Here is a 26,247-nt window from a genome sequence, read left to right as displayed (position 1 = left end):
GTATAGAGCAGCTCGGCGGCGCGGCCCTGCCCGATGATGCGCGGCAGGATCGCACAGGCGCCCATGTCGCAGCCAGCAAGCCCAACGCGATTGAACAGGAACGCGACCTTCGCCTTCGGTGTGCCGATGCGCAGGTCCGACGCCATGGCGAGGATCGCGCCGGCGCCCGCGCATACGCCGTCGACCGCGGCGATGATCGTCTGCGGACAGGCGCGCATCGCCTTCACCGCCTCGCCGGTCATGCGGGTGAACTTGAGCAGATTCACCGTATCCATCTCGATCAGCGGACCGATGATCTCGAACACGTCGCCGCCGGAGCAGAAATTGCCGCCCTCGCCGGTGATGACGATGGCTTTCACCTGATCGTCGCCCGCGGCTGCGCGGAAAATCCCGGCAATCTCGGCGTAGCTTTCGAAGGTCAGCGGATTCTTCCGCTCCGGCCGGTTCAGCGTCAGGGTCGCAAGCTTGCCCTCGACCGTGAACTTCACATGCTGCGCCTTGTAGGACGAAAGCGGCAGCGGCACCGGATGGTGGGTGTTCAGGATCATTGCCCGGCCTCCGCTTCGATCGCCTTGCGTGCGGAGGTCTTGGTCTTGGCCAGAAGTTTCATCAGGGTTTCGATCTCTTGCGGTTCGAGGCCTGCGAAGATGTCGGCGATCCAGTTCTCATGGATGCGCGCCAGCGAGCGGAACGTACGGCGGCCTTCCGGCGTCAGGGTCACGATCATCGCGCGGCGGTCATTCGGTGCGGGTCTGCGCTCGACAAGATCGAGCGAGACCAGCCGCTCCACGAGCCCGGTGACATTGCCGTTCGACACCATCATGCGCTGCGAGAGTTCGCCGAGGGTCATGCCGTTCGGCGCGCGGTCGAGCTGCGCCATCAGGTCGAAGCGTGGCAGCGTCACGTCGAATTGCGCGCGCAGCCGCTGGCGGATTTCGTTCTCGATCAGGGTGGTGCAGGTGAGAAGCCGCAACCACAGCCGCAGCTCGGCCTCGTGGTCGGCGGGGCTTTCGGCGACCTTGGTTTCGGCATCGAGCGGCAATGCCGCGATCTCGTTCATCAGATCTCTCCTCCGGCAACCGTCATGGCGGTGCCGGTCACTGCGGAGGCCGCATCCGAACTCAGATAGAGCACGGCGGCGGCGACCTCCTCCGGCTTAATCAGGCGCGCCATCGGTACGTCCTTCACATACTGCGCGATCACGTCCTGCTCGGACCGGCCGGTTTTCTTGCTGATTGCGGCGACGCTTTCGCGTACAAGGTCGGTGTCGGTGAAGCTCGGGCAGACCGCGTTGACGGTCACGCCGGTTTTGGCGGTTTCGATCGCCAGCGATCGTACCAGCCCGACCACCGCATGCTTCGACGTCACATAGGCACTGACATAGCCGTAGCCCTTCAGTCCCGCGGTCGAGGCCACCGCGACGATGCGGCCGGATTTGCGCGCCACCATCCCGGGCAGCAGGATTTGCGCGCAATTGACGATACCGAGCACGTTCAGCTCGAACAGCCGCCGGAATTGCTCTGGCGCGGTCTTGCCGAACGGCGCAGTCTCGGCCGCGCCGGCATTCGCCACCAGGATGTCGAAGGGGCCGTTATCGGCCTCCGCGCGCTCGATGCCGGCTGAAACCGCGGCTGGATCGGTGACGTCGGCAACGATCAGATCTCTGGCATGGCCCTTGGCTACCGCATCGTCGAGCGCGGCCTGCTGCCGGCCCAGCACCGTGACGGCCGCGCCGGCCGCCGACAGCGCGGCCGCAACGGCGCGGCCGATGCCGCGGCCGCCGCCGGTGACGAGAGCATGCCGTCCCGAAAGCTGCGCCATAAAGGGTCCGAAGGGTCCGATCTACACGGGCAATGCGGATACTTTAAGCTTAAAATTTCTAGGGCTCAAGCACCCAACCGACCCGTCCAGCCCTGAGGTTGCTTCCGCTTCCGCGCCCGCACACCGGATCGCGACAGACCGGGTCTCGGGCGCTACGATTTCGACGGCGCTTGACGCAGATCAAATCGCGCTTGCGCGGATTTGTTTTAAGCTTAAAATAATCGCAGGATTTGCCAGAAACGACGGCGCGGAGGCTCCCATGAAGGTCAGTGTGATCGGCGGCGGCCCCGCCGGGCTCTATTTCGCCATCCTCTACAAAAAGGCGTGGCCGAAGGCGCAGATCACGGTCTACGAGCGCAACCGCCCCGACGACACCTTCGGCTTCGGCGTGGTGTTCTCCGACCAGACGCTCGAGACATTCCAGAAATACGACCTCGAAAGCTACCGCTCGATCACCGAGAATTTCGCCTATTGGGACGACATCGAGATTCATTTCAAAGGCCATGTCCAGCGCATCGGCGGCAACGGGTTTTGCGGCTGCTCGCGCGCGACTCTGCTGAAGCTTCTGCATCAGCGCGCACAGCAACTCGGCGTCGAGCTGAAGTTCCAGACCGAGATTACCGATATTGAGGGCGCCCTGCGCGATTCAGACCTCGTCATCGGATCGGACGGCATCAATTCGCGCATCCGTGAGACCTTCAAGGATCACTTCAAGCCGAGCGTCGATCTGCGTCCCAACAAGTTCAGCTGGATGGGATCGACCCGTCCGTTCGACGCCTTCACCTTCTTCTTCCGCGAGACGAAATACGGCATCGTCATCGTGCATTGCTATCAATACGAGCCCGGCCGCTCGACCTGGATTTTCGAAACCGATCCCGAGACCTTCGCGAAATTCGGCCTCGATCCGCTGGACGAAGCCGGCAGCGCAAAGCTGATGGAAGAGCTGTTCGCGGAGGAATTGCAGGGCCACAAGCTCATCATCAACCGGTCGATGTGGCGCAACTTCCCCGCCATCCGCTGCGAGCGCTGGGTCTATGAGAATTGCGTCATTCTCGGCGACGCCAAGGCAACCGCGCATTTCTCCATCGGTTCGGGCACCAAGCTCGCGATGGAAGACGCCATCGGACTGTACGAGTCGTTCAAGGCCACCGGCGGCCAGAATGTCAAGGCCGCGCTTTCGCATTACGAGACGACGCGGCGCGAGGAAGTGGAGAAGACCCAGCACTCCGCCAACGTGTCTCTGGTCTGGTTCGAGCACGTGAAGCGGTTCTGGAACATGAATCCGACGCGCTTCATCTTCGGCCTGATGACCCGGTCGAAGGCGATCACCTACGACAATCTGGCGCTGCGCGCGCCGGAATTCGTCGACGAGGTCGACCATATGATGGCCGAGGAGACCAGGGCCGCAGGTTTCCCCAAGGTCGACACCAAGACACCGGTGCCGCCGATGTTCCAGCCCTTCCGGCTGCGCGATATGGTGGTGCCGAACCGCGTCGTGGTGTCGCCGATGTGCCAGTATTCGGCCAAGGACGGCCTGCCGAACGACTGGCATCTCGTGCATCTCGGCAGCCGCGCCATCGGCGGCGCCGGCCTCGTCTATACCGAGATGACTGACGTGTCGGCGGAGGCCCGCATCTCTCCGGGGTGCACCGGACTGTGGAACGACGAGCAGGAAGCGGCCTGGAAGCGCATCGTCGATTTCGTCCACGCCAATTCGGCCGCGAAAATCTGCATGCAACTTGGTCACGCCGGCCGCAAGGGCGCGACCAAGCTGTCCTGGGAAGGCGACAGCGAGCCGCTGCCGGAAGGCGCCTGGCCGATCGTTTCGGCGTCGCCCATTCCGTATTTTCCGAACAGCCAGGTGCCGCGCGAGATGACACGCGCCGACATGGACCGCACGGTTGCGGACTTTGTTGCAGCCACGGAGCGGGCGCAGCGCGCCGGCTTCGACATGATCGAGCTGCATGCCGCGCACGGCTATCTGCTGGCGAGCTTCATTTCGCCGATCACCAACAAGCGCACCGACGAGTATGGCGGCTCGCTGGAAAACCGCATGCGCTTCCCGCTGGAAGTGTTTTCCGCCATGCGCAAGGCGTGGCCGAAGGAGAAGCCGATGTCGGTGCGCATCTCCGCAACCGACTGGATCGACGGCGGCGTCACCGGCGACGATGCAGTGAAGATTTCGGAGATGTTCAAGGCGGCCGGGTGCGATATGATCGATGTGTCTACCGGCCAGACCGATCCGCAATCGGCGCCGGTCTACGGCCGCATGTACCAGACCCCGTTCTCCGACCAGATTCGCAACGAGGCCAACATCGCCACCATGGCGGTCGGTGCAGTGACGACGGCGGATCAGGTCAACACCATCGTTGCCTCGGCGCGCGCAGACCTCGTCGCACTGGCTCGCCCGCACCTGATGGACCCATATTTTACCATGCGCGCGGCCGGCTGGTACGGCGTCGACAATGTTTTCTGCCCGCCGCAATATCTGTCGGGACGCGATCAGTTGTTGCGCAATGCCGAGCGCGAGCGCGCCGAAATGACCGAACTGAAAATCAAGGCCAAGCCAAAGCCGCAAATCGACACCTGGAAGCAGGCGGCGGAGTAGGGCTCGTCTTGCCGGCCTGCGGGAAAGGTTACGCCGCCAGCGTCATCTTTCCCGGCCAGCGGCACAGATCGGCGATGATGCACTTTTCGCACAAGGGCTTGCGCGCAAGGCAGACATAGCGTCCGTGCAGGATCAGCCAGTGATGCGCGTGCATCATGAATTCGGCCGGGATCGCCTCAAGTAATTTCAGTTCGACCTCCAGCGGGTTTTTACCCGGCGCAAGCCCGGTGCGGTTCGACACCCGGAACACATGCGTATCGACCGCCATGGTCGGCTGCGCGAACGCCATGTTGAGCACCACATTCGCGGTCTTGCGGCCGACCCCGGGCAGCTTTTCCAGCGCTTCGCGCTCGCCCGGAACCTCGCCGCCATATTCGGCGATCAGTCTTTCGGACAGCGCGATGACGTTCTTCGCCTTGTTGCGGTAGAGCCCGATGGTCTTGATGAAGTCGCGCACCTGCGCTTCGCCGAGCGCCACCATCTTTTCCGGCGTGTCGGCCGCTGCGAACAAGGCGGGCGTCGCCTTGTTGACCCCGGCATCGGTCGCCTGCGCCGACAGCACCACCGCGACCAGAAGCGTGAAAGGATTGACGTGCTGCAATTCGCCCTTCGGCGCCGGGTCGACCGACTGGAAGCGGCGGAAGGCCTCGCTCACCTCGGCCCGCGTCCAGGGGCGGATTTCACCATGGGCGGCCGCGGCATCCGCCTTGGCCTGCGCCGTAACCGATTTCCGCTTGGCCGCCTTGCCAGCTTTGGCCGCTTTCAGCGCCTTTATATCAGCAGCCGTCGCCCTCCGCCTTGAAGCGGGCTTGGAAGAGGACTTGGGGGCGGATTTGCGTTTTTTCGCTTTTGCGGCCGGGCGAGTCGTCTTTTTTGCCATTTCTCCCGTATATTGTCGGGAATGGCCCCAAACAACGACCCGAAACCCGAACCCCCCCTGTTTTCCGCGGTGATGACGCCGAACCGCTCGCTGGGAAAGCGCGGCTTCGGCATCCTGATGCTGGCGGTGGCAGGCGTGAGTTTCGTGGTCGGCATCGTTTTTGCCATGGCAGGTGCCTGGCCGGTCACCGGCTTTTTCGGACTCGATGTGCTGCTGATCTACTGGGCCTTCCGGATCAATTACCGCGACGGCCGCGCCTATGAACAGATCGTGGTGACGCCGACCGAACTGGTCTTCCGCAAGGTCAGCCCACGCGGCGCCGCGATCGAATGGCGCTGCAATCCGCTCTGGGTGCGGCTCGATTTCGATGTCCATGAGGAATTCGGGGTGCAAAGCCTGCATCTGGTCTCGCGCGGGGAGCGTCGCGCGATTGCCGGCTTCCTGTCGCCGCAGGAAAAGGAAAGCTTCGGCAAGGCGTTGCAGGCGGCCATCGCTGCCGCAAAACGCGGCCCCGACCGCACAGTATTGGCCTGACCAGAAATCGGGTGGGCCAGATCGGAGCGGCGGGCCTACCTTAGCGGGCCATATCCATGACGAGAGCCGCCATGCTGTCCCCCGATCTGATGCCCGACGCAAAGCTTGCCGCCGCGGCAGCCGACTATGACGTGGTGCGGCGCGCCATCGCCCATATCCGCGGCAACTGGCGTCTTCAGCCCGATATCGACACCATCGCCGAAGCCGCCAAGGTCACGCCGACCGAGTTGCATCATCTGTTCCGGCGCTGGGCCGGGCTGACGCCCAAAGCCTTCCTGCAGGCGCTGACGCTCGACCATGCCCGCAAATTGCTGCGCGATTCCGCGAGCGTGCTGGATGCGGCCTACGAGGTCGGACTGTCCGGCCCCGGCCGCTTGCACGATCTGTTCGTCACGCACGAGGCGATGTCGCCCGGCGAATGGAAGGCTGGCGGCGAAGGGCTGACGCTGCGCTACGGCTTTCACCCCTCGCCGTTCGGGTCGGCGCTGGTCATGATCGCTCCGCGCGGTCTCGCGGGCCTCGCGCTTGCCGATGCCGGCAAGGAACGCGCGGCGCTCGCCGACATGACGAGCCGCTGGCCGAACGCGACCTATGTCGAGGATCGCGACGCCACTGCGCCGGTCGCGGCGCGCATCTTCGATCCGAAGCTGTGGCGGCCGGACCAGCCGCTGCGCATTGTCTTCATCGGCACCGATTTCGAGGTGCGGGTGTGGGAGACGCTGCTGAAAATCCCGATGGGCCGCTTCACGACCTATTCCGACATCGCGCGCAATCTCGACAAGCCCAAGGCCGCGCGTGCGGTCGGTGCCGCGGTCGGAAAAAATCCAGTCTGTTTCGTGGTGCCGTGCCACCGCGTCATCGGCAAGAGCGGGGAACTGACCGGCTATCACTGGGGGCTGACGCGCAAGCGCGCCATGCTCGGCTGGGAAGCGGGACAGGTGGCGTAAGCGATACGTTACCGCGCTGCGCCCGAGGTCTCCGTTGACACTTCGGCGAAAACCGGCTCGCTGGCGCGCGGAAAATCGCCCTTGCGATAGGCCGCGAGCATTTCGGGCTTCAGCTGGTCCATGTAATCGGCGAGCGTCCTGTAGGTCACGCAGCGCACCTCCGGCAGGCCGCATACGCGCCGCGCGAACTCTTTCAGCGCCTCGCGATAGGCCCCATTCTGGTAATCCGTGAAATGGTGCCCGATATGAACGGGGGCACGGTTGCCGGCATAATTGCCGCGGAAATAGGTCAGGTAGCTCGCCAGCATCTGCCGGCGGAACTCCTCGCGACGGCTGGCGATCGGGGCTACACCCGATTGCGCGACCAAAAAGTTATAGTCCATCGACAAGGTGGCGCGGCCCGAGCCCGCGAGCCGGATGCCGGCAAGATTGAATCGCCAGATGCCGTCGCGCTTCTCCGGCCAGGCATGGGAGGCCATGGTGCCGCTGGTGTCGTAGCGGAAGCCGCGCGCTGCAAGCGTCGTGTAGAGTCCCGGGCTATGCGCGAGATACGGCGCCCGGAACCCGACCACATCCTTCGGCGAGAACGCAAAGCCCTCCTCCGCCGGGAAGTCGTTGTTGCGCCCGACATTGCGCATCAGATCGTCGAAGCTGTTGAACTCCGACGTCCAGGCCGAAGCGCCCCATCCGCGTCCGTCGAAATGACCGACCGCGTGCGAGGCGATTTCGTGACCGTCCCGGTAAAGCGCATTCATGAAGGCAACGCGCTTTCGCACATCCTCGGCACTGCCGCCGAAATTGATGCGTGAGACGCCGCGGGCCTGGTTCGGGCCCTGATAGAGATGCCGCTTGCCGTTACTGAGGAAATTGATGCCGCTGACGAAAAAGGTGAAGCGGATGCGCTCGCCGCCCCGGTTCAGCTCGGCTGCGAAATCGCTCCATTCCCGCCAGCGTTCGAGCTCGGTGCAATTATCGAAGGCGATGGCGACGAATTGCGGCGGCCGCTCGACCGCCGGAGCGGCCTGCGCAGCCGCAACGCCGAAGGCCATGCCTGCAAACGCCAACACCACACGCATACACATCCGCTAACACCATGACCGGAGCGCCGATCAACGACAATCGCGAATTGTGGTTAGCGCGGAACGTTAAAGCTTCAATGTGTCGGCAAGGCTACGCAGCGAGATCGACCTTTGACGCCACGGTGGCGTCGGCATTGAGATGGTAAATGATCGGTACGCCGGTCGCGATCTCGCGCTTCAGGATACCTTCGGGCGACAGCTTCTCCAGAACCATCACCAGCGCGCGCAGCGAATTGCCGTGCGCTGCGATCACCGTGCGCTTGCCCTGCAGCACGGCCGGCAGGATCTCCTGCACATAATACGGCAGCGTGCGGGCAAGCGTATCGCGCAGCGATTCACCGCCCGGCGGCGCGATGTCGTAGGAGCGGCGCCAGATATGCACCTGCTCCTCGCCCCATTTCTTGCGGGCATCGTCCTTGTTGAGTCCGGACAGGTCGCCATAGTCGCGCTCGTTCAATGCCTGGTCGCGCACGATCGGGATGCCGGTCTGTCCCATCTCGGTCAGCAACAGGTCGAGCGTCCGCTGCGCGCGCTTCAGCGCCGAGGTGAAGGCGATGTCGAAAACGATACCCTGCGCCTTCAGCTTGCGGCCGGCCTCCTTTGCCTCGGCAATCCCCTGCTCGGTCAGGTCGACGTCGCGCCAGCCGGTAAACAGGTTCTTGAGGTTCCATTCGCTCTGGCCGTGTCGCACCAGCACAAGAAGACGGTCGGACATTGAGCTTCCTTTGTTTCGGTCGTCATTGCCGGGCTTGACCCGGCAATCCATCTTTCGAAAAAGATAGGCTCGCGGGTCAAGCCCGCGGGCGACGAGTCCTAAAAATCCTTCAAACCAAGCACATCCATCATGGAATAGAGGCCGGGCTTTTTGCCTTGCGCCCACATCGCAGCCTTGACCGCGCCGCGGGCGAAAATCATGCGATCCTCCGCTCGATGGCCAAGCTCGATGCGCTCGGCGGGACCGGCGAAGATCACATTATGCTCGCCGACCACGGTGCCGCCGCGCAGCGTGGCAAAGCCGATGTCGCCCGCATTGCGCGCACCGGTATGGCCGTCGCGCGAACGTACCGCCCGCTGGTCGAGACTGACCTTGCGGCCCTCCGCAGCCGCGCGTCCAAGCAGGAGCGCGGTGCCGGACGGGGCGTCGATCTTCTTGTTGTGGTGCATCTCGACGATCTCGATGTCGAATTCCTCGTCGAGGGTCCGTGCAACCCGCTTCACCAGGGCCGCCAAAAGATTGACGCCAAGGCTCATGTTGCCGGACTTCACGATCACCGCCTTGTTCGCGGCATCCGCAATCGCGGCTTCGTCCTCGGCGGAAAAGCCGGTGGTGCCGATGACATGGACGATGCCGGCCTTGGCCGCGAGCTTTGCCAGCGTCACGGTCGCCTTGGGGATGGTGAAGTCGATAATGCCGTCGGCATCGCGCAGCAGCGTCTCGGCATCGTCGGTGATCAGAATGTCCTGCCCGCCGACACCGGCAAGGTCCGAGGCATTGCGGCCGATCAGCGGCGAACCCGCTTCTTCCAGCGCGCCGGACAGCGTAACCCCCCTGGCGTCGGCAATGGCGCGGATCAGCGTGCGGCCCATGCGCCCGCCCGCCCCCGCCACGATCAGCCGCATGTCGGACATGGATTACGCTCCGGACTTTCAGTCACCCGCGGGCTTGACCCGCGGGTCCATCTTCTTCGCAAGATGGATGGCCGGGTCAAGCCCGGCCATGACGCTGTGGTGCCTTACGGCTGCGGGCCGTCATAGCCCTCGATGACCACGATGTCGCCGGTCGCATGCGGCTGCCGCACCTTGATATTGGCCTGGTATTCCGGGGAGTTGTAGCAGGCGAGTGCCGAGGCATAATCGGGAAACTCGATCACGACATTGCGGCTGCGGGCCTGCCCCTCCGGGCATTCGAACGTGCCGCCGCGCACCAGAAATCGTCCGCCATATTTCCTGAAGATCGCCGGATTGGCCGCAGCATAGGGCTTGTAGCCCTCATCGTCATGCACATCGACCCGTCCGATCCAATAGCCCTTCGCCATAACGCCTCCCTTAACCCTTCGTGGCTTCACCCTTCGTTGCCTCAGCCACTTCCCGCACGATCGCAGCCGCGGCCGCCTTCGGATCGGCGGCGCCGGTAATCGGCCGGCCGACCACGAGATAGTCCGAACCGGCCCTGATCGCAGCCGCCGGCGTCATGATCCGCTTCTGGTCGCCGCTGTCGGCGCCCGCCGGCCGGATACCCGGCGTTACCAGGAGACGCGTCGGCCCGACGACCGGCCGCAGCATCTCGGACTCCTCCGCCGAGCAGACGATGCCGTCGATGCCGAGCGCGCAGGCCTGTTCGCTCTTGCGCCGGACCTGGTCGCGTGCGGTTCCGATATAGCCCGCCTCACGGACATCCGCATCGTTGTAGGAGGTCAGGATCGTTACCGCGAGCACCTTCAGCTGAGAGCCGCGGCTCGCGTCGAGCGCGGCTTTCATGGTTTGCGGATAGGCGTGCACGGTCAGGAAGGTCGCGCCGGTCTTGACGACGCTTTCGACGCCTTTGTTTACTGTATTGCCGATGTCGTGCAGCTTCAGATCGAGAAAGACCTGCTTGCCGGATTTGATCAGATCGCGCGCGAAGGAAAGCCCGCCCGCATAGCCGAGCTGATAACCGATCTTGTAGAAATCGATCGCGTCGCCGAGCTGCCAGACAAGCTTTTCGGCCACGGCAACCGACGGCAGATCGAGCGCCACGATCACGCGCTCACGCGGCGGGACATCGGGGCTGGCAAGGGTCATGCATACTGTCTCGCGAATGAGATCAGGCTCTGCACCACGGCCTTGAGCCGCCTGGCATTGGCCTCATCCTTGAAATTGTCCGTCTCGTCAAAGGCCTCGGACGCATGCGCCACCGCGATCTGCTCCGGAATGACCAGCGCGCCGCATCCGAGTTCCAGCACCTGCCGCAGCGCCATGAGCGAACGCATCGCGCCGTAGCCGCCGTTCGATGCCCCGCCCAGCGCAAAGGCGCGATCCTTGTAGACCGCCAGCGGCGCTTCCTTGCCCTCGCGCACCCGCGACACCCAGTCGAGCGAATTTTTCAGCAACGGCGTGATCGAAGCGTTGTATTCGGGACTGGCGATGAAGATGCCCTGGTGCTGCTGCATCATCCGCTTGAGGCTGACCGCCGCTTCCGGTGGACCGGACCGCGCTTCGAGATCGCCGTCATAAAGCGGCATCGGGTAATCGAGCAGCGAAATGCGGGTTGTGTCGGCGCCCGCGAGGGCAAATTCCTTCGCGGCCAAAGCCGCAAGCTGCGCATTCATTGAGCCGGTGCGGATTGAGCCGGCAAAGACCAGTATCCTGGAAATGGGCATGCCATGAACCTGTGGCGCGAGTGTTTCAACTCTATCATGCCCGCGCTTGAAAATGGGCAGCCATGCCTTCGCCTCTGGTTCCAGAACGTGGATGGCCGGGACAAGCCCGGCCATGACAGCGATTATCCAGCGCAATGCGGTTAGGACACCAACGCGCGGCGATAGCACCACACCCGCGCCGGCGGCAGATTCATCCAGATGCGCTCGGACGCTTCGGCTGCGATACGCGACAGACCCTTGGGAATCGGCGGCGCAGCCATCGAATAGGTGAATTGCACGAACGGGGCTTTGTCGTGCATCAGGCCGAATGCTTCGTTGATCAGACGGATACGCGTGCGCAGCGGTTTGTTCAGCAGCGGCAGTCCCGAAACCGTCGCCGCGGCCGGCTCCTCCAGCACATCGCCCAAGGTGCGCCGCAAGCTGTAGGCGTCGCCTTGCACCACGGTCGCCTCCGGGAAGCGCTTGCGCAGGATGCGGCAAAAGTCGGGATTGAATTCAACCAGCATCAGCCGCTTCGGCTCGATGCCGTGCGCGATCAGCGCTTCCGTCACCGGCCCGGTGCCGGGCCCCAGTTCAACAACCGGACCCGTGCTTGCCGGGTCCACATAGCGCGCCATCGTGCGCGCAAGCACCCGCCCCGAAGGCGTCACAGCACCGATGGCCAAGGGCTTCTCGAGCCAGGAGCGGATGAACCGCACCTCGTCATCGAGACGCAGGCCCTTTTTCTCGGCGAGGGAGGTGTGGGGACGCATGGCCGTAACGTTTGTGAAACTATTGTGACCCCAACGCATAACCTTTTTGGACGGGCCCGCCAAGGGAAAGCGCACCAGCCCGGATCACTGGGGCCGCGTGCCGAGGTCGAACAATTCCTTCACCCTGGCGAAAAATCCGGTGGCTTCCGGCTGCGTCTCAATGGACGAAAGCTTTTGAAATTCCATCAGCAATTCGCGCTGCCGCTTGGTCAAATTCTGCGGGGTTTCGACCACCACCTGAACATACATGTCGCCGGTCTGCTTCGATCGCAACACCGGCATACCTTTGCCCTGCAAACGGAACCGCCGTCCGGACTGGGTGCCGGCCGGAACCTTGACCTTGCTGCGGGCGCCGTCGATCGCGGGGACTTCGAATTCGCCGCCAAGCGCCGCGGTGACCATCGACACCGGAACCCGGCAATGCAGGTCGGCCCCATCGCGCTGGAAGATCGGATGAGAGGCAAGCGACAGGAAAATATAGAGATCGCCAGCCGGACCGCCGCGCAATCCGGCCTCGCCTTCGCCCGCCAGCCGGATACGGGTGCCGTCTTCTACCCCTTGCGGAATATTGACGGAGAGCATGCGCTCGCGCGTGACGCGGCCAGAGCCGGAGCAGGACGGGCACGGATCGTCGATGACCTGACCGCGACCCTGGCAGGCCGGACAGGTTCGCTCCAGCGTGAAGAACCCCTGTGCGTGACGAACGCGCCCGTGTCCCCCGCAGGTCGAACACGCCTTCGGCCGCGTCCCTGCCTTGGCCCCCGAACCGGAGCACGCCTCGCAGGTCACCGATGTCGGTATGCGGATTTCCGCGGTCTTGCCGTAGAAGGCATCTTCCAGCGTGATCTCCATATTGTAGCGAAGATCGGCGCCGCGCTCGCGGCCTGAGGCAGCGCGGCCACGGCCGCCAGCCATGCCAAAGATGCCTTCGAAAATATCCGAAAAGGCCGAGCCGAAATCGGCGCCGAAGCCATGTGCGGCCGCGCCATTGCCCTGCTCGAATGCGGCATGGCCGAACCGGTCATAGGCGGCGCGCTTGTCGCCGTCCTTGAGGACGTCATAGGCCTCGTTGATTTCCTTGAACTTGGCCTCGGCCGCCTTGTCGCCCGGATTGCGGTCCGGGTGCCACTTCATCGCCAGCTTGCGAAACGACGACTTGATCTCGTTGTCTGTCGCCGTGCGCGAGACATTGAGGGTTTCGTAGTAGCACGTCTTGGCCATCGGCTTCGCGATCCGTCCAGTCGGTCATGGCCGGGCTTGACCCGGCCATCCATCGATCTTTCCATCGATATTTACATCGATATCTACAAGATGGACCCCCGGCTCAAGACCGGGGGCGACGAATGTGCATGCGTCGCGAGACGTCATGCCATTAATGCGGCTTACGCCGACTTCTTCTTGTCGTCGTCGACCTCGGTGAATTCGGCGTCGACCACGTCGTCCTTCTTGGCACCGGCGCCACCGCCCGATACGTCGGGGCCGCCCGAGGCGCCATCCTGCTGCGCCTTGTACATGGCTTCGCCGAGCTTCATCGAAGCCTGCGCCAGCGCGTTGGTCTTGGCCGCGATCGCATCGCCGTCGGTGCCCTTCAGCGCTTCCTTCAGATCGGCAAGCGCATTCTCGATGGCGCGGCGATCGTCCTCGCCGACCTTCGAGCCGTGCTCGGACAACGCCTTCTCGGTCGAGTGGACGAGCGCCTCGGCGTGGTTCTTGGCCTCGACCGCAGCCTTTCGCTTCTTGTCCTCTTCGGCGTGAGCTTCCGCATCCTTGATCATCTTCTCGATGTCGGCTTCGGACAAACCGCCCGACGCCTGGATGCGGATCTGCTGTTCCTTGCCGGTGCCCTTGTCCTTGGCCTGGACGTTGACGATGCCGTTGGCGTCGATGTCGAACGTGACCTCGATCTGCGGCACGCCGCGCGGCGCCGGCGGGATTCCCATCAGGTCGAACTGACCGAGCAGCTTGTTGTCGGCCGCCATCTCGCGTTCGCCCTGGAAGACCCGGATGGTGACCGCGTTCTGATTGTCGGCAGCGGTCGAGAACACCTGGCTTTTCTTGGTCGGGATCGTGGTGTTGCGGTCGATCAAGCGGGTGAAGATGCCGCCTTCGGTCTCGATGCCGAGCGACAGCGGGGTCACGTCAAGCAGCAGCACGTCCTTGACGTCGCCCTGCAGCACGCCGGCCTGAATCGCGGCACCGATCGCGACGACTTCGTCCGGGTTGACGCCCTTGTGCGGCTCCTTGCCGAACAGCTGCTTCACGACTTCCTGCACCTTCGGCATGCGGGTCATGCCGCCGACCAGGATCACCTCGTTGACTTCGGAGGCGGAGAGCCCCGCATCCTTCAGCGCCTTGCGGCACGGCTCCACCGTCTTCTGGATCAGGTCGTCCACCAGCGCCTCGAACTTGGCGCGGGTCAGCTTCATGGTCAGATGCTTCGGACCGGTCTGGTCCGCGGTGATGAAGGGCAGATTGATCTCGGTCTGCGTGGTGGACGACAGCTCGATCTTCGCTTTCTCGGCCGCTTCCTTCAGCCGCTGCAAAGCCAGCTTGTCCTTGCGCAGGTCGATGCCCTGCTCTTTCTGGAATTCATCGGCGAGATAGCCGACGAGGCGCATGTCGAAGTCTTCGCCGCCGAGGAAGGTATCGCCGTTGGTCGACTTCACCTCGAACACGCCGTCGCCGATCTCGAGCACCGACACGTCGAAGGTGCCGCCACCGAGGTCGTAGACCGCGATGGTGCCGCTCTTCTGCTTGTCGAGACCGTAGGCGAGCGCGGCCGCGGTCGGCTCGTTGATGATGCGGAGAACTTCAAGGCCCGCGATCTTGCCGGCATCTTTGGTGGCCTGACGCTGGGCGTCGTTGAAATAGGCGGGAACGGTGATGACGGCCTTGTCGACCTTCTGGCCGAGATGGGCCTCGGCGGTCTCCTTCATCTTCTGGAGGATGAAGGCGGAAATCTGCGACGGCGAATAGCTCTTGCCGTCGACCTCGACCCAGGCATCGCCGTTCGAGGCCTTGGTGATCTTGTAGGGGACAAGCTTCTTGTCCTTTTCCACCGTCGGATCGTCGTAGCGCCGTCCGATCAGGCGCTTGACCGCGAAGATGGTCTTTTCCGGATTGGTCACCGCCTGGCGCTTGGCGGGCTGGCCGACCAGCCGCTCGCCGTCGTCGGTGAATGCGACGATCGAGGGCGTGGTGCGCATGCCCTCGGCATTCTCGATCACGCGCGGCGTTTTGCCTTCCATCACGGCGACGCACGAATTGGTGGTGCCGAGGTCGATACCGATGACCTTTGACATTTTTCTATTCCTCTCTTTCAGGCAGATCGGCCGGGCCCTGACACGGCACCCGGACGGACCTTGGAATTCGGCAGGCGAGCCCTGCCGCTGCGTCCTTGATCCGACCCCCTCTCAATGATCGGCGCCGCAGCCCTGCGGCGTCTTGGCTCATATAGGAGGGGCCCATTGGGCCGCAAGGACTTGGACGTCTGGGACCGGGGTGAAAGTGCCTTGGCCGCAGGGGTTTGCGGCCGGCGAAAGCTGCGCTGTTCCGGTTTCGGTTTCCCTAACGGCGGCCGATTTCGTCCGGACTGCGCCCCGGCCGGGCGAGATAGACCGGCAGCGACCAGCCCCGCCACAGCGCGAGGCTGCGGATCGCGAGGCAGACCGCAAAGCCGATCAGGGCCTCGGAGGCTCCCGGAAGATCGAGCCGGAGCGTGACGACGAAGGTCGCCGCCCCCGCCAGCGCCGCCGTGGCATAGATTTCCCTGCGCAGGATCACCGGGATTTCGCCGCCGAGGACATCGCGGACCACCCCGCCAAAGGTCGCGGTGATGACCCCCATGACCACGGCGATGAAGGGGCTCGCCCCCGCCTCCAGCGCCTTGTCGGCACCCACCACGCAGAACACCGAAAGCCCGATGGCATCGAGCCAGAGCAGCAGGCGATAGCGCGATTCCGGGATATGGGCGGTGAAAAACACGACCGCCGCGACCCCGATGCACAGGCCGACATAGACTGGCTGCTGGACCCAGAAAACCGGCGCCACGCCGAGCACGAGGTCGCGGAAGGTGCCGCCGCCAATCCCGGTGACGGTGGCGAGAAGCGCGAAGCCGACGATGTCCATCTGCTTGCGCGAGGCCACCAGCGCTCCGGTCACGGCAAACACCGCGACGCCCGCGAGGTCGAGGATCGTGATCAGGGTCGCGAGCGTCGAGGAATCCATTGCCGGCCCTGCCTTTCAATGACCCGATTTGACGGTAAAGTGTAGCTGAACGCCATTGCGGACTGCGTTCGGCCCGCGGCGCCGGCGCCCAAACGAACCGTAAAACCGAAAATCCATCAAGCTTGAAGACCGATCATGTTGCGAACGGCCCTGTTGTTTTTTGCTGTTGTCCTGTCTGTCCCGGCCTTGGCCGCCGATCCGGTTTTCCCGTCGGGCTCTCATATCGGTCTGGTCCCGCCGACCGGCATGACGCCCAGCACCGCGTTTCCCGGCTTCGAGGATCGTGACCGCAAGGCGGCCATCCTGCTGAGCCAGGTTCCGGGAGAGGCTTATGAGCAGTTTCTGAAGGCGATGAGCGCGGGCGCAGTCAACCTGCCCGGTGTCAGCAACGCCAGGCGCGAGCTGATGCTCACCAGCAGCGGCGCGGCGCATCTGGTGGTCGGCGACCAGGAAGCCGAAGGCGTCAAGTTCCGCAAATGGCTGATGATCACCCGAAACACCATCACCAGCCATGACACCAATACTGCATTCTCATTCGTGGTCACCGCACAGGTTCCGGAGGACGCAAGCGCAGTCTATCCGGATGACGTGATCCGCACGTCGCTGTCGACGGTGGCGTTGCGAGCCGCCATCCCACCCGAGGAAATTCTCGACCAGATGCCGTTCCGGATCACGGAGCGGGCGACTTTCGAGGGTGTCCGCTTGCTTGTGCCCGGACGCGCGGTGATGCTGACCGAGCGTGCCGGCCCCGGCGACATCGGCAACGACGAACCGATCCTGATGATTTCCATCGGCGGCGGCGCACCCAATCAGGCCGGCGAGCGCGCGACCTTCGCGCAGAACGTGCTGCGCACCATTCAGGGGTTCAACAATGTGCGCCTGCTGTCCCAGGAGCCGATCCGCATCGGCGGCCAGCCCGCGCATGAGATCCGGCTGGAAGGGCAAGCGGCAGCCGACAATTCAGATGTGGTGATCGTGCAATGGATGCGGTTCAGCCCCGGCGGCGGCTTCGTGCGCATGGTCGGCATCTCGCCGAAGGCAAGCTGGCCGGAGAATTTCCCGCGCTTCCGTCAGGTCCGCGACGGCATCAACGCGCGGGAGTGAGGAACCCGCGGTTTTCGCAGTGTAGCGACGCGCCGCCCGCCCTACTTCCCGCCCGCGTTATCGTTCGCGACCGGCGCGGCCATTTTCGGGCCGCCCTTCGCCACCGCGACCATCGCAGGCCGCAGGATGCGCTCGCCGATGACATAGCCCGGCTGGATCACCTGCACGACGCTGCCCGACGGCACCGAGGGGTCCGGCACCTCGTACATCGCCTGATGCAGGTTCGGGTCGAACTTCTCGTTCAGCGGCTCGATCTTGCGGATGCCGTGCTTCTCCAGCGTCTTCAGCAATTCCTTCTCGGTCAGTTCGACACCCTCGATGAAGGACGCGACGGCGGCATCCGCCCCAGCCCGCACGTCGGGGCCCACGGTATCGAGCGCGCGGCGGAAATTATCGGCGACGCCCAGGATATCGCGCGCGAAAGACGCGATGCCATATTGGCGCGCGTCGGCAACCTCACGCTCGGTGCGCTTGCGCAGGTTTTCCATCTCCGCCAGCGTGCGCAGCAGCCGGTCCTTCATCTCGGCCGCTTCGTCGACCAGGAGCGAGGGGTCGACATAGGGCTTCGACGCAGCAGGGTTCGCCGCAGCAGGCTTGGCCGAGGCAGGATTTGCCCCGCTCTCGACCGTGGCTTCGGGATCTGGCGCGTCAGGCCGTGGCGTATCGTTCATCGCGGTGCGTCCGGTTGACGGTATGGGATTGTCGTCCGCCATATCGGAACTCAACCGTAAAAATCAAGTTCCGGCGAGAATGCGGGACACCACCTTGGCCGTATAGTCAACCATCGGGATCACCCGTGCATAGTTTAGCCTTGTCGGCCCGATCACGCCCAGGACGCCAACGATCCGGCCGGAGGAATCGCGATAGGGCGCGACGATGGTGGAGGAACCGGACAGCGAGAACAGCTTGTTCTCCGACCCGATAAAGATGCGAACGCCATCGGCCCGTTCGGCGCGGCCAAGGAGATCGATGACGCCGCGCCGGGTTTCAAGATCGTCGAACAGGAGCCGGACCCGCTCCAGATCGTCGAGCGCCTTGAGGTCGTCGAGCAGATGGGACTGCCCGCGCACGATCAGCTTGCGGTCATCGTTTTCGCCGCCGGACCAGCTGGCGAAGCCGGCGGCCACGATCTTCTGGGTGAGTTGATCGAGTTCGGCGCGGCCGGCCTCCAGCGCCTCCTCGAGCTCGAGGCGGACCTCGGCCAGGGTCTTGCCGCGGATGCGGGCGTTGAGGAAGTTCGAGGCTTCGACCAGCGAGGAGGTCGGCAGCCCGGCGGGGATGGGGAGAATGCGGTTTTCGACCTGGCCGTCTTCGGCGACCAGCACCACCAGTGCGCGCTCGGGTTCGAGCCGCACGAATTCGATATGCTTCAGATGGCTGTTGAGCTTGGCGGTCAGCACCACGCCGGCAGCGCGCGTGAGCCCCGAAAGCAGGCCCGAGGCCTGCATCAGCACATTCTCGTAGGACTGGCCGCGCCCGGCCACCTGCGCCTCGATCGCGCGCCTGTCGGCGTCGTTGAGGTCGCCGATCTCCATCAGCGCGTCGACGAAGAAGCGCAAGCCAAGCTCGGTCGGCAGCCGGCCGGCCGAGGTATGCGGCGCATAGATCAGGCCGAGCTGCTCGAGATCGCTCATCACGTTGCGCACCGAGGCCGGCGACAGCGACACCTGCAACAGCCGCGAGATATTGCGCGAGCCGACCGGGTCGCCGGTGGCGAGATAGCTTTCGACGATCTGGCGGAAAATGTCGCGCGACCGCTCGCTCAGATCGGCGAGCGAGACCTGGGTCGCACCGACCGGGATGTCGTGTGAGGCCACGGCAAAAGCTCCTTCAACTGCAAGATTTGTCGATTTCCCGCAGCAATTTCAAGCGGCCCGCGACTCACACCCTGCGCCCGAACAGAAGGATGGCGCCGATCGGCAGCACGAAACCCAGGAACAGGGCGGTGATCAAAAGCCCGCCAAGCTCCATATAGTCGCCGCGCTGTACCGCGAAGATCTGGTTGAGATACTTGGTCTGCAGCTGCCCCGCCGCCAGCGCCAGATTCATCAGCGACGCCATCAGCGCGAACCAGGTGGCACGGTGTCCCGCCGGCGCATAGAAGGCGATCAGCGTCAGCAGCGGAATCATCGACAATTGCGCGAAGGGCGAGGAGGCCACCGTATCGATCAGCGCAATGGTGCGCGCGCCGAAACCGAAGGTGCGCTCGGTCCATTCGTGGACGCCGTAATAGAGCGCAACATTGGGCAGCGACAGGACGGTGCCGATGATGGCAAGCCAGAACAGCGTTTTTGTCACCGAATATTCGGTGAGCTGCTTGGAGAACAGCCACATTCCGAGAATCGCCAGCACCGCGCCGGTCTGGCGCAGCGCGCCGTAGAAATTCTCGTCGAACTTCAGGACGTCGAGCGTCCACCAGAAATAGCCGTCGCCGACGCCCGGCGTCGCGCGAAACGCGAAGATGATAATGCTGGTATAGAGGATCGCCATCTTCGACTTGTGATCGAGTTCGCGCGTCACGAACACCAGCATGGTGCAGACCACCGCCATCGACAAAAGGAAGATGAATTCCTGCGCATAGGGAATGCCGCCGAGCGCCAGCGCAACCACCATCGCGCCGAACAGAACGCCGCCGCCCAGAATGCGCCAGTCGATCGGCCGGATTTCGGTGGGCTCCTTTTTGACCAGAAGCGTGCCGGTGACCGAGATCGCCGGGATGACGAGGCCCATCAGGAATACGGTCTCGCGATCGAACAGGCCGGCGAGCACCCCGGACAATCCTGCGACCGCAACGATGCCGCCCGACAGCGCGAGGCGCCCGAGCACCTGCACCATCCCGAGTTCGGACCGCACCTCGTTGTCGGGTCGCGGCTCACCATGGGCATCGACGCGCTGCACCACCTCGGTCGACATGGCATCGGCGACCACATCCTGGATCACCGTGCCGAGCACAATGAGAAGCGCACCCAGCACATAAAGCTGATCCGGCCGCATGAGCGCGAGCCAGCCGCCGGCGGCGCCGGCCAGCGTCACAAGGCCGGTCGCGGTAAACAGCGCGCCGATGACGATATAGACGCGGCGGCGCGAGCCGAAGATCGGCACGCAATCGACCAGTTCCCCGAACACCATCTTGATGGTCCAGGGCAGCGTCAGCCAGACACCGATGGCGGCGAGCTCGGACGGAGAGAGCTGCAACCGCTCCTTGATCCAGAAGTCGCGGGTGACGTCGATCAGGCCCAGCGCCCCATAGGCGAAATAGACCATGATCAGCGGCACATAAGCCGGCTGGAAAGCGCGGAGCGGCCGCATCAGGTTTTCGAGCAAGACCTTTTCCTTCCGGGCCGGCTTTTATGGCGAATCCGCGCTTGTCGGCTGCGACGGTGCCTCCTAAAAGCGTTACAGCCAAGCTGCAAATCAAGAAGGACTGAACGCATGCGGCCGAGCCGCCGGGCCCCCGATGAAATGCGCGCCGTTTCGCTGGAACGCGGCGTCGTCAAATATGCCGAAGGCTCCTGCTTCGTGAAATTCGGCGACACCCATGTGCTGGTGACGGCCACGCTCGAAGACCGGCTGCCGCCCTGGCTCAAGGGTCAGGGACGCGGCTGGGTCACCGCCGAATACGGCATGCTGCCGCGCGCAACCTCCGAGCGCACCCGGCGCGAGGCCAGCGCCGGCAAGCAGGGCGGGCGGACCATCGAAATCCAGCGGCTGATCGGGCGCTCGCTGCGCACGGTCGTCGATCTTGTCGCGCTCGGCGAGCGCCAGATCACCATCGATTGCGACGTGATCCAGGCCGATGGCGGCACGCGCACCGCCTCGATCACTGGCGGCTGGGTCGCGCTGCATGACTGCCTGCAATGGATGAAGGCGCGCAGCATGATCAAGTCGGACGTGCTGCGCGACCATGTCGCCGCGGTGTCCTGCGGCATCCACAAGGGCGCGGCGGTGCTCGACATCGACTATGCGGAGGATTCGGAAGCCGAGACCGACGCCAATTTCGTCATGACCGGCGCCGGCGGCATTATCGAAATTCAGGGCACCGCGGAGAAAACGCCTTTCACCGAGGAGCAATTTCTCGAATTGCTGAAGCTTGCCCGCAAGGGCGTCGGCAAGCTGGTCGATCTGCAGAAGATGGCGGTGACGTGAGCGATCACAGGCAGATCACCGGCAAGCTCGTCATCGCCACCCACAATGCCGGCAAGCTGCGCGAGATGCGCGACTTGCTGTCGCTTTACGGCATCGAGGCGGTGTCGGCTGGCGAACTCGGTTTGCCCGAGCCCGAAGAGACCGGCACGAGCTTCGCCGAGAACGCCGCAATCAAGGCGCATGCCGCGGCGAAGGCTTCCGGCCTGCCCGCCTTCGCCGACGATTCCGGGCTTGCAGTCGATGCGCTGGGCGGCGCACCCGGCATTCATTCGGCGCGCTGGGCCGGGCCGGACAAGAATTTCGCAAGAGCCATGGAGGCGATCGACCAGATGCTGCGCGACCATGGCGCAACGACACCGGCGCGCCGCCGGGCGCATTTCGTGTCGGCGCTGTGCGTCGCCTGGCCGGACGGGCATACGGAAGACTTCGAGGCGATTGTCGAGGGCACGCTGGTCTGGCCGCCGCGCGGTGACGCGGGCTTCGGCTACGACCCGATGTTTCTGCCGGACGGGCACGAGCGCACCTTCGGCGAGATGACGGCCGAGGAAAAGCACGGCCTGCCGCCGCGTGGGCAGGGGCTGTCGCATCGCGCCCGCGCCTTCATGAAACTGGCGGAAGCCTGTCTGGCAAAGTGAGGGTCCGGCACGCTTCGGAGCGCCCGGACCCTTTCGCTTCATACCGCGAATAGCTTAGCTGAACAGGAAGTCGCCCTGGTTGGCGGTCAGCAGAGCAATCGTCGTCTTCTGCAGCGTCAGCGAATCGCCGTTGCCGAAATCGATCACCACGTTCTTTCCCTCTTGCTGCATCAGCTGCGCAAGCCCCGAGAAGTCGCTGACGCTGCTCACGCCGGTCAGGTCCACAACGGCGTTGCCCGCCTGATACTTCGCGATCGTATCGTTGTCGTAGCCGTCGGCGAACACATAGGTGTTGCGGCCCTTGCCGCCATCGAGGATGTCGTTGCCGCCGCGGCCGTCGAGGACGTCGTCGCCTTTCCCGCCGCGCAGGACATCGTCAAAGTTCGAACCGATCAGGATGTCGTTACCGCCCTTGCCGTCGACAAACGGCAGGCTGTCGATCTGGCTAAGGCCGCTCAGATCGAACACGTCCATCTGCTTGGTGCCGACAAGGCCGCGGCCGTTGCCTTCGAGAATCTCGATCGAGGAACTCGTGGCAGTGAAGCCCGCCAGCGTCACGCCGCCTTTACCGACGAACTGCAATGTATCGGTGCCGTTGCCGCCGAGGAAGACATCGTTGATGCCTTCCTTGCCCCTGACCTGGAGAATGTCGTCGCCGTCGCCGCCATACAGGGTGTCGACGCCTTTGTCGCCGTTGAGGATGTCGTTGCCGGCAAGGCCGGACAGGAAATCGTCGCCCTTGCCGCCGTAGATGATGTCGGCACCGCCGGTCGGCACCGGTTGGGTTCCGACCGAGTTGAGCGCATTGACCATATCGCTTTGCTTGGAGCCGAAAATGGTTACGCCGGGCGCGTCGGGATCGTCTGTGGGCGGCGGCGCGAAGGTGCCGATGTCGTAGAACATGTGTCCGCCGGGCGCGAAGCTCAGCGTGTAGGCCTGATTTGCCGATGTATAGGTGACCTCGACGCCGTGATCGATGACGAGCTCGGTGATGCCGTTGCCGACATCGGTGAGCGCGTAGATGTTATAGATCGACTGCGCGCCGGTGCCGCCGAACACCAGCTGATACCACGCTGCCGAACCGTCCGCCGTGCCCGGCAGGTTAAAGATATTGAAGAAGCCGGCCTCGTCGGTCGGATTGGTGTAGTTGTAGCTCCAGGTGTTGGTGGCGTCCGCAACGATCTCGTAATAATACCAGTTGCCGTTCGCACCCGTCAGATTCAGTGAGATGAAACCGTCCGAGTCCGCGCCGGCGGCGCCGGGTGCGTAGATCTTGAAGACGATCGGCGTGTTCGCGTCGGGCGCGTAGATCGTGCTGCCGACGCCGAAATTGAAGCTGAACCCGACATTGTTGGTATTGGCGGTTGTCGCAGCCTCGTATCCGTTAATCCCCGGAGCAATGTAACCCGTGCTCGACGCCTTGTATCCCGAAGGCGGTATCTCACCGTTATCGAAGATGGTGATGTTGATCGTGCCGACATTGGCATTGGCGGCCGGGTCCCAGAGCGAGATCTGCGGATTGACGCCGCCGGCAGAGACCAGATCGCTGTAGGAATAGCCGTAGGCGTTGGAGCTGACGAGAATCTGCTGCGCCCAGGGGTCGTAGAAGAAATCGCTGGCGCTGGGATTGGCCGGCATCAGGTAATTGTAGAAGTCCGCAGACCCGACACCGTCCAGCAGGATCGCGTTATAGGCGTAGTTGACGTTCCAGTTATAGCCCTTGTTGAAATCGAAGACTTGGTTGTCCAGCCCGTTGGCGGAGACGCCCTGGCCGCCCCAGTAACCGGCGTCGAAGCCGGCAACGAAATGTTTCGCGACGCCGCCCACGGCATTGTCGGGTGTGAAGCTGTCGTAATAGACGACGTTGCCGCCCTTGCCGCCCTGATGGACTTCGACCGAGCCGCCTTGAACGAAAATATTATCCACCAGCTGGCTGACCGGGATCCGGATCCAATCCGTGTTGGTGGCGCCGTTGCTGGTGTCGGGCACCAGCCAGAAATAGTCGTCGCCATACTGGTCGCTCGCGACATATTGCACGCCATACTGGCTGAGCATCGCGTCTTCTTGCAGCGTCGAGCCGCCCTGGAACGCATAGACGATCTGGATGGCGGACAGCGTTGCCGGATCGCTCTTCAGCGCATCGACATAGGTTTGCCAGCCGGAGCCGGCCCATGGCGCTTCGTTGTTGGCCGTAGCCGGGCCATTCGCGATGCGGATGGGATTCGGAAAGTGGTTGGGATCGTAATTGAGAATGGCTTCCGGCGGCAGCCAGCTGAAGATGCTGTTGGCATCCACGTTGAAGCCGCGGGTGTCGGTGCCATCCTGGTAGACGACCTCGAGGGTCGATGCGAAGCCGAGGGTGTTGAGTGCCGAGATGTCGCCCTGGTCGTTGCCGCTGCCGGACAGCGTCGCCTCGAACATCTGATAGGAATAATTGTACTCGGCCGCCTTGGTGGTGATGTCGCCGATGCTTGAAATATGATTCGGCAGGTTGCCGTCGCCGTCCTGCTGAATGACGACGAAAATGTTGCCGCTGTAGAAATTCGGCGAGGGCAGCGTGATCGACCCTCCCGTGCCGACCCCGTTTTCGACCAGCGTCGCCGTGGCAATCAGTTCGACCGGGCCGCCCAAGGTCGATGCACCGAATGCGAACACATAGGCGTAGGCCTTCGCGCTGGGACTGGCCAGCGTCGTCTGCAACGCAGTGCTGAGATTGATATTGACCGTCGTCGACATGGTGCCCCCCACTGCAGTCATCGCCTGCGCCGGCGCGTGAGACCGTGTTGCGGCAAAGCTGCAATCCGCGCGAAACACGCGGACGCATTTCACGGGTCGGCACGGCTCTGCGCGATGACGGGAAGCACGTCGAATCGGCGGTACGATCCTAAGTTCCCGATCGTTACAATTTTATCGATGCCCGTCTGTTCGCTTTCGGCGTGGGCCGGAACCGGGTAAGGTCGTTAACATGACGTTAACGAATCTCTCCGCGACGACTCTCCCGGCGCATGCTTTCGGCGTTTATGTGCATTGGCCGTTCTGCCTGTCGAAATGCCCTTATTGCGACTTCAACAGCCATGTCCGTCACGGCGGCATCGACCAGGCGCGCTACGTTGCGGGTTATCTGCGCGAAATCGAGACGATGGCGGCGCGGACAAATGGCCGCACTGTCTCCACGATCTTTTTTGGCGGCGGCACGCCCTCGCTGATGCAGCCGCAGACGGTCGCCGCGATCCTCGACGGCATCGGCAAGCACTGGACCGTCGCACCGGATGTGGAGGTCACGCTGGAAGCCAACCCGACAAGCGTCGAGGCCGAGCGCTTCCGCGGCTTCCGGGCGGCCGGGGTCAATCGTGTCTCGCTCGGCGTCCAGGCGCTCGACGATGCGTCGTTGAAAGAACTCGGGCGACTGCATACGGCGGAAGAAGCGCTGAAGGCGGTTGCCGTCGCCCGCTCGGTGTTCGACCGCTATTCCTTCGACCTGATCTACGCCCGGCCCGGCCAGACGCCCGATGCCTGGGCGGGCGAGCTGCGCCGCGCGATCGCGGAGGCGGCAGAACATCTGTCGCTCTACCAGCTCACCATCGAGCCCGACACGCCGTTCTTCAACCTGCACCGCAGGGGCAAGATCGCAACGCCCGACGACGATACGGCGCGCGACCTCTACGATACGACGCAGGAGGTCTGCGACGCGGCCGGGCTGCAGGCGTATGAGATCTCAAACCACGCACGCGCCGGCGCCGAATGCCGGCACAATCTTGTCTATTGGCGCGGCGACGAATATGCCGGCATCGGTCCGGGCGCGCATGGCCGGATCGAGCAGGACGGCCGCCGCTATGCAACCGCAACCGAGAAGCGGCCGGAAAGCTGGCTGATGCGCGTCGAAGCCCTCGGCCACGGCCTCGTCGTCGATGACGTGCTGACCCGCGAGGAACGCGCCGACGAATATCTGCTGATGGGGCTGCGGCTAGCCGAAGGCATCGATCCGCAACGCTACGAGGTGTTGTCGGGCCGGCCGCTCGACGAACGGCGTATCGCCAATCTGCGCGCCGAGGGCGCGGTTGAGACCACCCCAAACGGCAGGCTGCGGGTCACGCAGGCGGCGTTCCCGATCCTCGACGCGGTGGTGGCGGACCTCGCCGCCTAGAGTCTTTTCGC

General features: G+C 63.8%; 25 protein-coding genes. 7 read left to right on the top strand and 18 right to left on the bottom strand.

The window, feature by feature from the left end:
- The 3 genes from ACK41X_RS09810 to ACK41X_RS09800 all read right to left on the bottom strand — a co-directional run.
- Positions 1–548, bottom strand: a 548-nt coding sequence (locus ACK41X_RS09810) for an enoyl-CoA hydratase-related protein (RefSeq protein WP_409722019.1), incomplete at its 3' end; no start/stop codon positions are given.
- Complete coding sequence (locus ACK41X_RS09805) at positions 545–1,060, bottom strand: MarR family winged helix-turn-helix transcriptional regulator (RefSeq protein WP_409722016.1); 516 nt, start codon at positions 1,058–1,060, stop codon at positions 545–547. The genes ACK41X_RS09805 and ACK41X_RS09810, both read right to left, overlap by 4 nt.
- The gene (locus ACK41X_RS09800) at positions 1,060–1,821 is read right to left on the bottom strand and encodes an SDR family NAD(P)-dependent oxidoreductase (protein WP_409722014.1); all 762 of its coding nucleotides are present in this window, start codon (positions 1,819–1,821) and stop codon (positions 1,060–1,062) included. The genes ACK41X_RS09805 and ACK41X_RS09800 overlap by 1 nt, the downstream gene beginning before the upstream one ends.
- A gap of 259 nt (positions 1,822–2,080) precedes the next feature.
- On the opposite strand from ACK41X_RS09800, the gene ACK41X_RS09795 reads away from it, so the two are divergent.
- A complete protein-coding gene (locus ACK41X_RS09795) occupies positions 2,081–4,429 on the top strand; it encodes a bifunctional salicylyl-CoA 5-hydroxylase/oxidoreductase (protein ID WP_409722012.1) in 2,349 nt (782 codons plus the stop codon).
- Between the two features lie 28 nt (positions 4,430–4,457).
- Here ACK41X_RS09795 and nth read toward each other — a convergent pair whose 3' ends face one another.
- Positions 4,458–5,309 carry an endonuclease III gene (gene nth, locus ACK41X_RS09790; protein WP_409722009.1) on the bottom strand — a complete coding sequence of 284 codons (852 nt, stop codon included), beginning with the start codon at positions 5,307–5,309 and terminating at the stop codon, positions 4,458–4,460.
- 21 nt (positions 5,310–5,330) lie between these two features.
- Between nth and ACK41X_RS09785 the strand changes: the two genes are divergently transcribed.
- Together ACK41X_RS09785 and ACK41X_RS09780 are read left to right on the top strand one after the other, a co-directional pair.
- A complete protein-coding gene (locus ACK41X_RS09785; protein ID WP_409722006.1) occupies positions 5,331–5,843 on the top strand; it encodes a DUF2244 domain-containing protein in 513 nt (170 codons plus the stop codon).
- 71 nt (positions 5,844–5,914) lie between these two features.
- On the top strand, positions 5,915–6,790 hold the full coding sequence (locus ACK41X_RS09780) for a methylated-DNA--[protein]-cysteine S-methyltransferase (RefSeq protein WP_409722003.1): 876 nt from the start codon (positions 5,915–5,917) through the stop codon (positions 6,788–6,790).
- Between the two features lie 8 nt (positions 6,791–6,798).
- Here ACK41X_RS09780 and ACK41X_RS09775 read toward each other — a convergent pair whose 3' ends face one another.
- From ACK41X_RS09775 to ACK41X_RS09730, 10 genes are all read right to left on the bottom strand, one after another.
- Positions 6,799–7,866 carry a polysaccharide deacetylase gene (locus ACK41X_RS09775; protein WP_409722000.1) on the bottom strand — a complete coding sequence of 356 codons (1,068 nt, stop codon included), beginning with the start codon at positions 7,864–7,866 and terminating at the stop codon, positions 6,799–6,801.
- A 94-nt stretch (positions 7,867–7,960) separates the two neighbouring features.
- Positions 7,961–8,584 (bottom strand): 2,3-bisphosphoglycerate-dependent phosphoglycerate mutase, encoded by a 624-nt coding sequence (locus ACK41X_RS09770; protein ID WP_409721997.1) that lies wholly within the window; start codon positions 8,582–8,584, stop codon positions 7,961–7,963.
- A 98-nt stretch (positions 8,585–8,682) separates the two neighbouring features.
- Positions 8,683–9,498 (bottom strand): 4-hydroxy-tetrahydrodipicolinate reductase, encoded by an 816-nt coding sequence (gene dapB, locus ACK41X_RS09765; protein WP_409721994.1) that lies wholly within the window; start codon positions 9,496–9,498, stop codon positions 8,683–8,685.
- 104 nt (positions 9,499–9,602) lie between these two features.
- A complete protein-coding gene (locus tag ACK41X_RS09760; protein ID WP_409721991.1) occupies positions 9,603–9,905 on the bottom strand; it encodes a DUF1330 domain-containing protein in 303 nt (100 codons plus the stop codon).
- A gap of 10 nt (positions 9,906–9,915) precedes the next feature.
- Positions 9,916–10,650 carry an orotidine-5'-phosphate decarboxylase gene (gene pyrF, locus ACK41X_RS09755; RefSeq protein ID WP_409721988.1) on the bottom strand — a complete coding sequence of 245 codons (735 nt, stop codon included), beginning with the start codon at positions 10,648–10,650 and terminating at the stop codon, positions 9,916–9,918.
- Positions 10,647–11,228: an NADPH-dependent FMN reductase gene (locus tag ACK41X_RS09750; RefSeq protein WP_409721985.1), complete on the bottom strand. Its 582-nt coding sequence runs from the start codon at positions 11,226–11,228 to the stop codon at positions 10,647–10,649. The genes pyrF and ACK41X_RS09750 overlap by 4 nt, the downstream gene beginning before the upstream one ends.
- A gap of 140 nt (positions 11,229–11,368) precedes the next feature.
- On the bottom strand, positions 11,369–11,980 hold the full coding sequence (locus ACK41X_RS09745) for a class I SAM-dependent methyltransferase (protein ID WP_409721982.1): 612 nt from the start codon (positions 11,978–11,980) through the stop codon (positions 11,369–11,371).
- 84 nt (positions 11,981–12,064) lie between these two features.
- On the bottom strand, positions 12,065–13,201 hold the full coding sequence (gene dnaJ, locus ACK41X_RS09740; protein WP_409721979.1) for a molecular chaperone DnaJ: 1,137 nt from the start codon (positions 13,199–13,201) through the stop codon (positions 12,065–12,067).
- 161 nt (positions 13,202–13,362) lie between these two features.
- Complete coding sequence (gene dnaK, locus ACK41X_RS09735; RefSeq protein ID WP_409721976.1) at positions 13,363–15,282, bottom strand: molecular chaperone DnaK; 1,920 nt, start codon at positions 15,280–15,282, stop codon at positions 13,363–13,365.
- 265 nt (positions 15,283–15,547) lie between these two features.
- Complete coding sequence (locus tag ACK41X_RS09730) at positions 15,548–16,207, bottom strand: trimeric intracellular cation channel family protein (protein ID WP_409721974.1); 660 nt, start codon at positions 16,205–16,207, stop codon at positions 15,548–15,550.
- A 135-nt stretch (positions 16,208–16,342) separates the two neighbouring features.
- Between ACK41X_RS09730 and ACK41X_RS09725 the strand changes: the two genes are divergently transcribed.
- Positions 16,343–17,311: a hypothetical protein gene (locus tag ACK41X_RS09725; protein ID WP_409721971.1), complete on the top strand. Its 969-nt coding sequence runs from the start codon at positions 16,343–16,345 to the stop codon at positions 17,309–17,311.
- 41 nt (positions 17,312–17,352) lie between these two features.
- Here the strand turns inward: ACK41X_RS09725 and grpE are convergent, their stop codons facing one another.
- The 3 genes from grpE to ACK41X_RS09710 form a co-directional block, all read right to left on the bottom strand.
- Positions 17,353–17,982, bottom strand: coding sequence for a nucleotide exchange factor GrpE (gene grpE, locus ACK41X_RS09720; protein ID WP_409721969.1), 630 nt, complete (start codon positions 17,980–17,982; stop codon positions 17,353–17,355).
- A 63-nt stretch (positions 17,983–18,045) separates the two neighbouring features.
- Positions 18,046–19,128: a heat-inducible transcriptional repressor HrcA gene (gene hrcA / locus ACK41X_RS09715; RefSeq protein WP_409721966.1), complete on the bottom strand. Its 1,083-nt coding sequence runs from the start codon at positions 19,126–19,128 to the stop codon at positions 18,046–18,048.
- 64 nt (positions 19,129–19,192) lie between these two features.
- A complete protein-coding gene (locus ACK41X_RS09710) occupies positions 19,193–20,635 on the bottom strand; it encodes a hypothetical protein (protein ID WP_409721964.1) in 1,443 nt (480 codons plus the stop codon).
- Between the two features lie 108 nt (positions 20,636–20,743).
- On the opposite strand from ACK41X_RS09710, the gene rph reads away from it, so the two are divergent.
- The gene (gene rph, locus ACK41X_RS09705; protein WP_409721962.1) at positions 20,744–21,457 is read left to right on the top strand and encodes a ribonuclease PH; all 714 of its coding nucleotides are present in this window, start codon (positions 20,744–20,746) and stop codon (positions 21,455–21,457) included.
- Positions 21,454–22,092, top strand: coding sequence for an RdgB/HAM1 family non-canonical purine NTP pyrophosphatase (gene rdgB, locus ACK41X_RS09700; RefSeq protein ID WP_409721959.1), 639 nt, complete (start codon positions 21,454–21,456; stop codon positions 22,090–22,092). Before rph ends, rdgB begins: the two co-directional genes overlap by 4 nt.
- 54 nt (positions 22,093–22,146) lie before the next feature.
- Here the strand turns inward: rdgB and ACK41X_RS09695 are convergent, their stop codons facing one another.
- Complete coding sequence (locus tag ACK41X_RS09695) at positions 22,147–24,849, bottom strand: calcium-binding protein (RefSeq protein WP_409721956.1); 2,703 nt, start codon at positions 24,847–24,849, stop codon at positions 22,147–22,149.
- 208 nt (positions 24,850–25,057) lie between these two features.
- Between ACK41X_RS09695 and hemW the strand changes: the two genes are divergently transcribed.
- A complete protein-coding gene (gene hemW, locus ACK41X_RS09690; protein ID WP_409721953.1) occupies positions 25,058–26,236 on the top strand; it encodes a radical SAM family heme chaperone HemW in 1,179 nt (392 codons plus the stop codon).
- Positions 26,237–26,247: the final 11 nt, after the last annotated feature.

This window comes from Pseudorhodoplanes sp. (genome assembly GCF_046289595.1).
In the GTDB taxonomy this organism is placed as follows: domain Bacteria; phylum Pseudomonadota; class Alphaproteobacteria; order Rhizobiales; family Xanthobacteraceae; genus Pseudorhodoplanes.
Note: the sequence above shows the minus strand (reverse complement) of the source record. Positions and strands in the feature narration are given on the sequence as shown.

Excerpts from the sequence above, each read along its gene's own strand:
- ACK41X_RS09805 (WP_409722016.1), bottom strand. The coding sequence starts at position 1,060 with ATGAACGAGATCGCGGCATTGCCGCTCGATGCCGAAACCAAGGTCGCC.
- ACK41X_RS09800 (WP_409722014.1), bottom strand. The coding sequence starts at position 1,821 with ATGGCGCAGCTTTCGGGACGGCATGCTCTCGTCACCGGCGGCGGCCGC.
- ACK41X_RS09795 (WP_409722012.1), top strand. The coding sequence starts at position 2,081 with ATGAAGGTCAGTGTGATCGGCGGCGGCCCCGCCGGGCTCTATTTCGCC.
- nth (WP_409722009.1), bottom strand. The coding sequence starts at position 5,309 with ATGGCAAAAAAGACGACTCGCCCGGCCGCAAAAGCGAAAAAACGCAAA.
- ACK41X_RS09785 (WP_409722006.1), top strand. The coding sequence starts at position 5,331 with ATGGCCCCAAACAACGACCCGAAACCCGAACCCCCCCTGTTTTCCGCG.
- ACK41X_RS09780 (WP_409722003.1), top strand. The coding sequence starts at position 5,915 with ATGCTGTCCCCCGATCTGATGCCCGACGCAAAGCTTGCCGCCGCGGCA.
- ACK41X_RS09775 (WP_409722000.1), bottom strand. The coding sequence starts at position 7,866 with ATGCGTGTGGTGTTGGCGTTTGCAGGCATGGCCTTCGGCGTTGCGGCT.
- ACK41X_RS09770 (WP_409721997.1), bottom strand. The coding sequence starts at position 8,584 with ATGTCCGACCGTCTTCTTGTGCTGGTGCGACACGGCCAGAGCGAATGG.
- dapB (WP_409721994.1), bottom strand. The coding sequence starts at position 9,498 with ATGTCCGACATGCGGCTGATCGTGGCGGGGGCGGGCGGGCGCATGGGC.
- ACK41X_RS09760 (WP_409721991.1), bottom strand. The coding sequence starts at position 9,905 with ATGGCGAAGGGCTATTGGATCGGACGGGTCGATGTGCATGACGATGAG.
- pyrF (WP_409721988.1), bottom strand. The coding sequence starts at position 10,650 with ATGACCCTTGCCAGCCCCGATGTCCCGCCGCGTGAGCGCGTGATCGTG.
- ACK41X_RS09750 (WP_409721985.1), bottom strand. The coding sequence starts at position 11,228 with ATGCCCATTTCCAGGATACTGGTCTTTGCCGGCTCAATCCGCACCGGC.
- ACK41X_RS09745 (WP_409721982.1), bottom strand. The coding sequence starts at position 11,980 with ATGCGTCCCCACACCTCCCTCGCCGAGAAAAAGGGCCTGCGTCTCGAT.
- dnaJ (WP_409721979.1), bottom strand. The coding sequence starts at position 13,201 with ATGGCCAAGACGTGCTACTACGAAACCCTCAATGTCTCGCGCACGGCG.
- dnaK (WP_409721976.1), bottom strand. The coding sequence starts at position 15,282 with ATGTCAAAGGTCATCGGTATCGACCTCGGCACCACCAATTCGTGCGTC.
- ACK41X_RS09730 (WP_409721974.1), bottom strand. The coding sequence starts at position 16,207 with ATGGATTCCTCGACGCTCGCGACCCTGATCACGATCCTCGACCTCGCG.
- ACK41X_RS09725 (WP_409721971.1), top strand. The coding sequence starts at position 16,343 with ATGTTGCGAACGGCCCTGTTGTTTTTTGCTGTTGTCCTGTCTGTCCCG.
- grpE (WP_409721969.1), bottom strand. The coding sequence starts at position 17,982 with ATGAACGATACGCCACGGCCTGACGCGCCAGATCCCGAAGCCACGGTC.
- rph (WP_409721962.1), top strand. The coding sequence starts at position 20,744 with ATGCGGCCGAGCCGCCGGGCCCCCGATGAAATGCGCGCCGTTTCGCTG.
- ACK41X_RS09695 (WP_409721956.1), bottom strand. The coding sequence starts at position 24,849 with ATGACTGCAGTGGGGGGCACCATGTCGACGACGGTCAATATCAATCTC.
- hemW (WP_409721953.1), top strand. The coding sequence starts at position 25,058 with ATGACGTTAACGAATCTCTCCGCGACGACTCTCCCGGCGCATGCTTTC.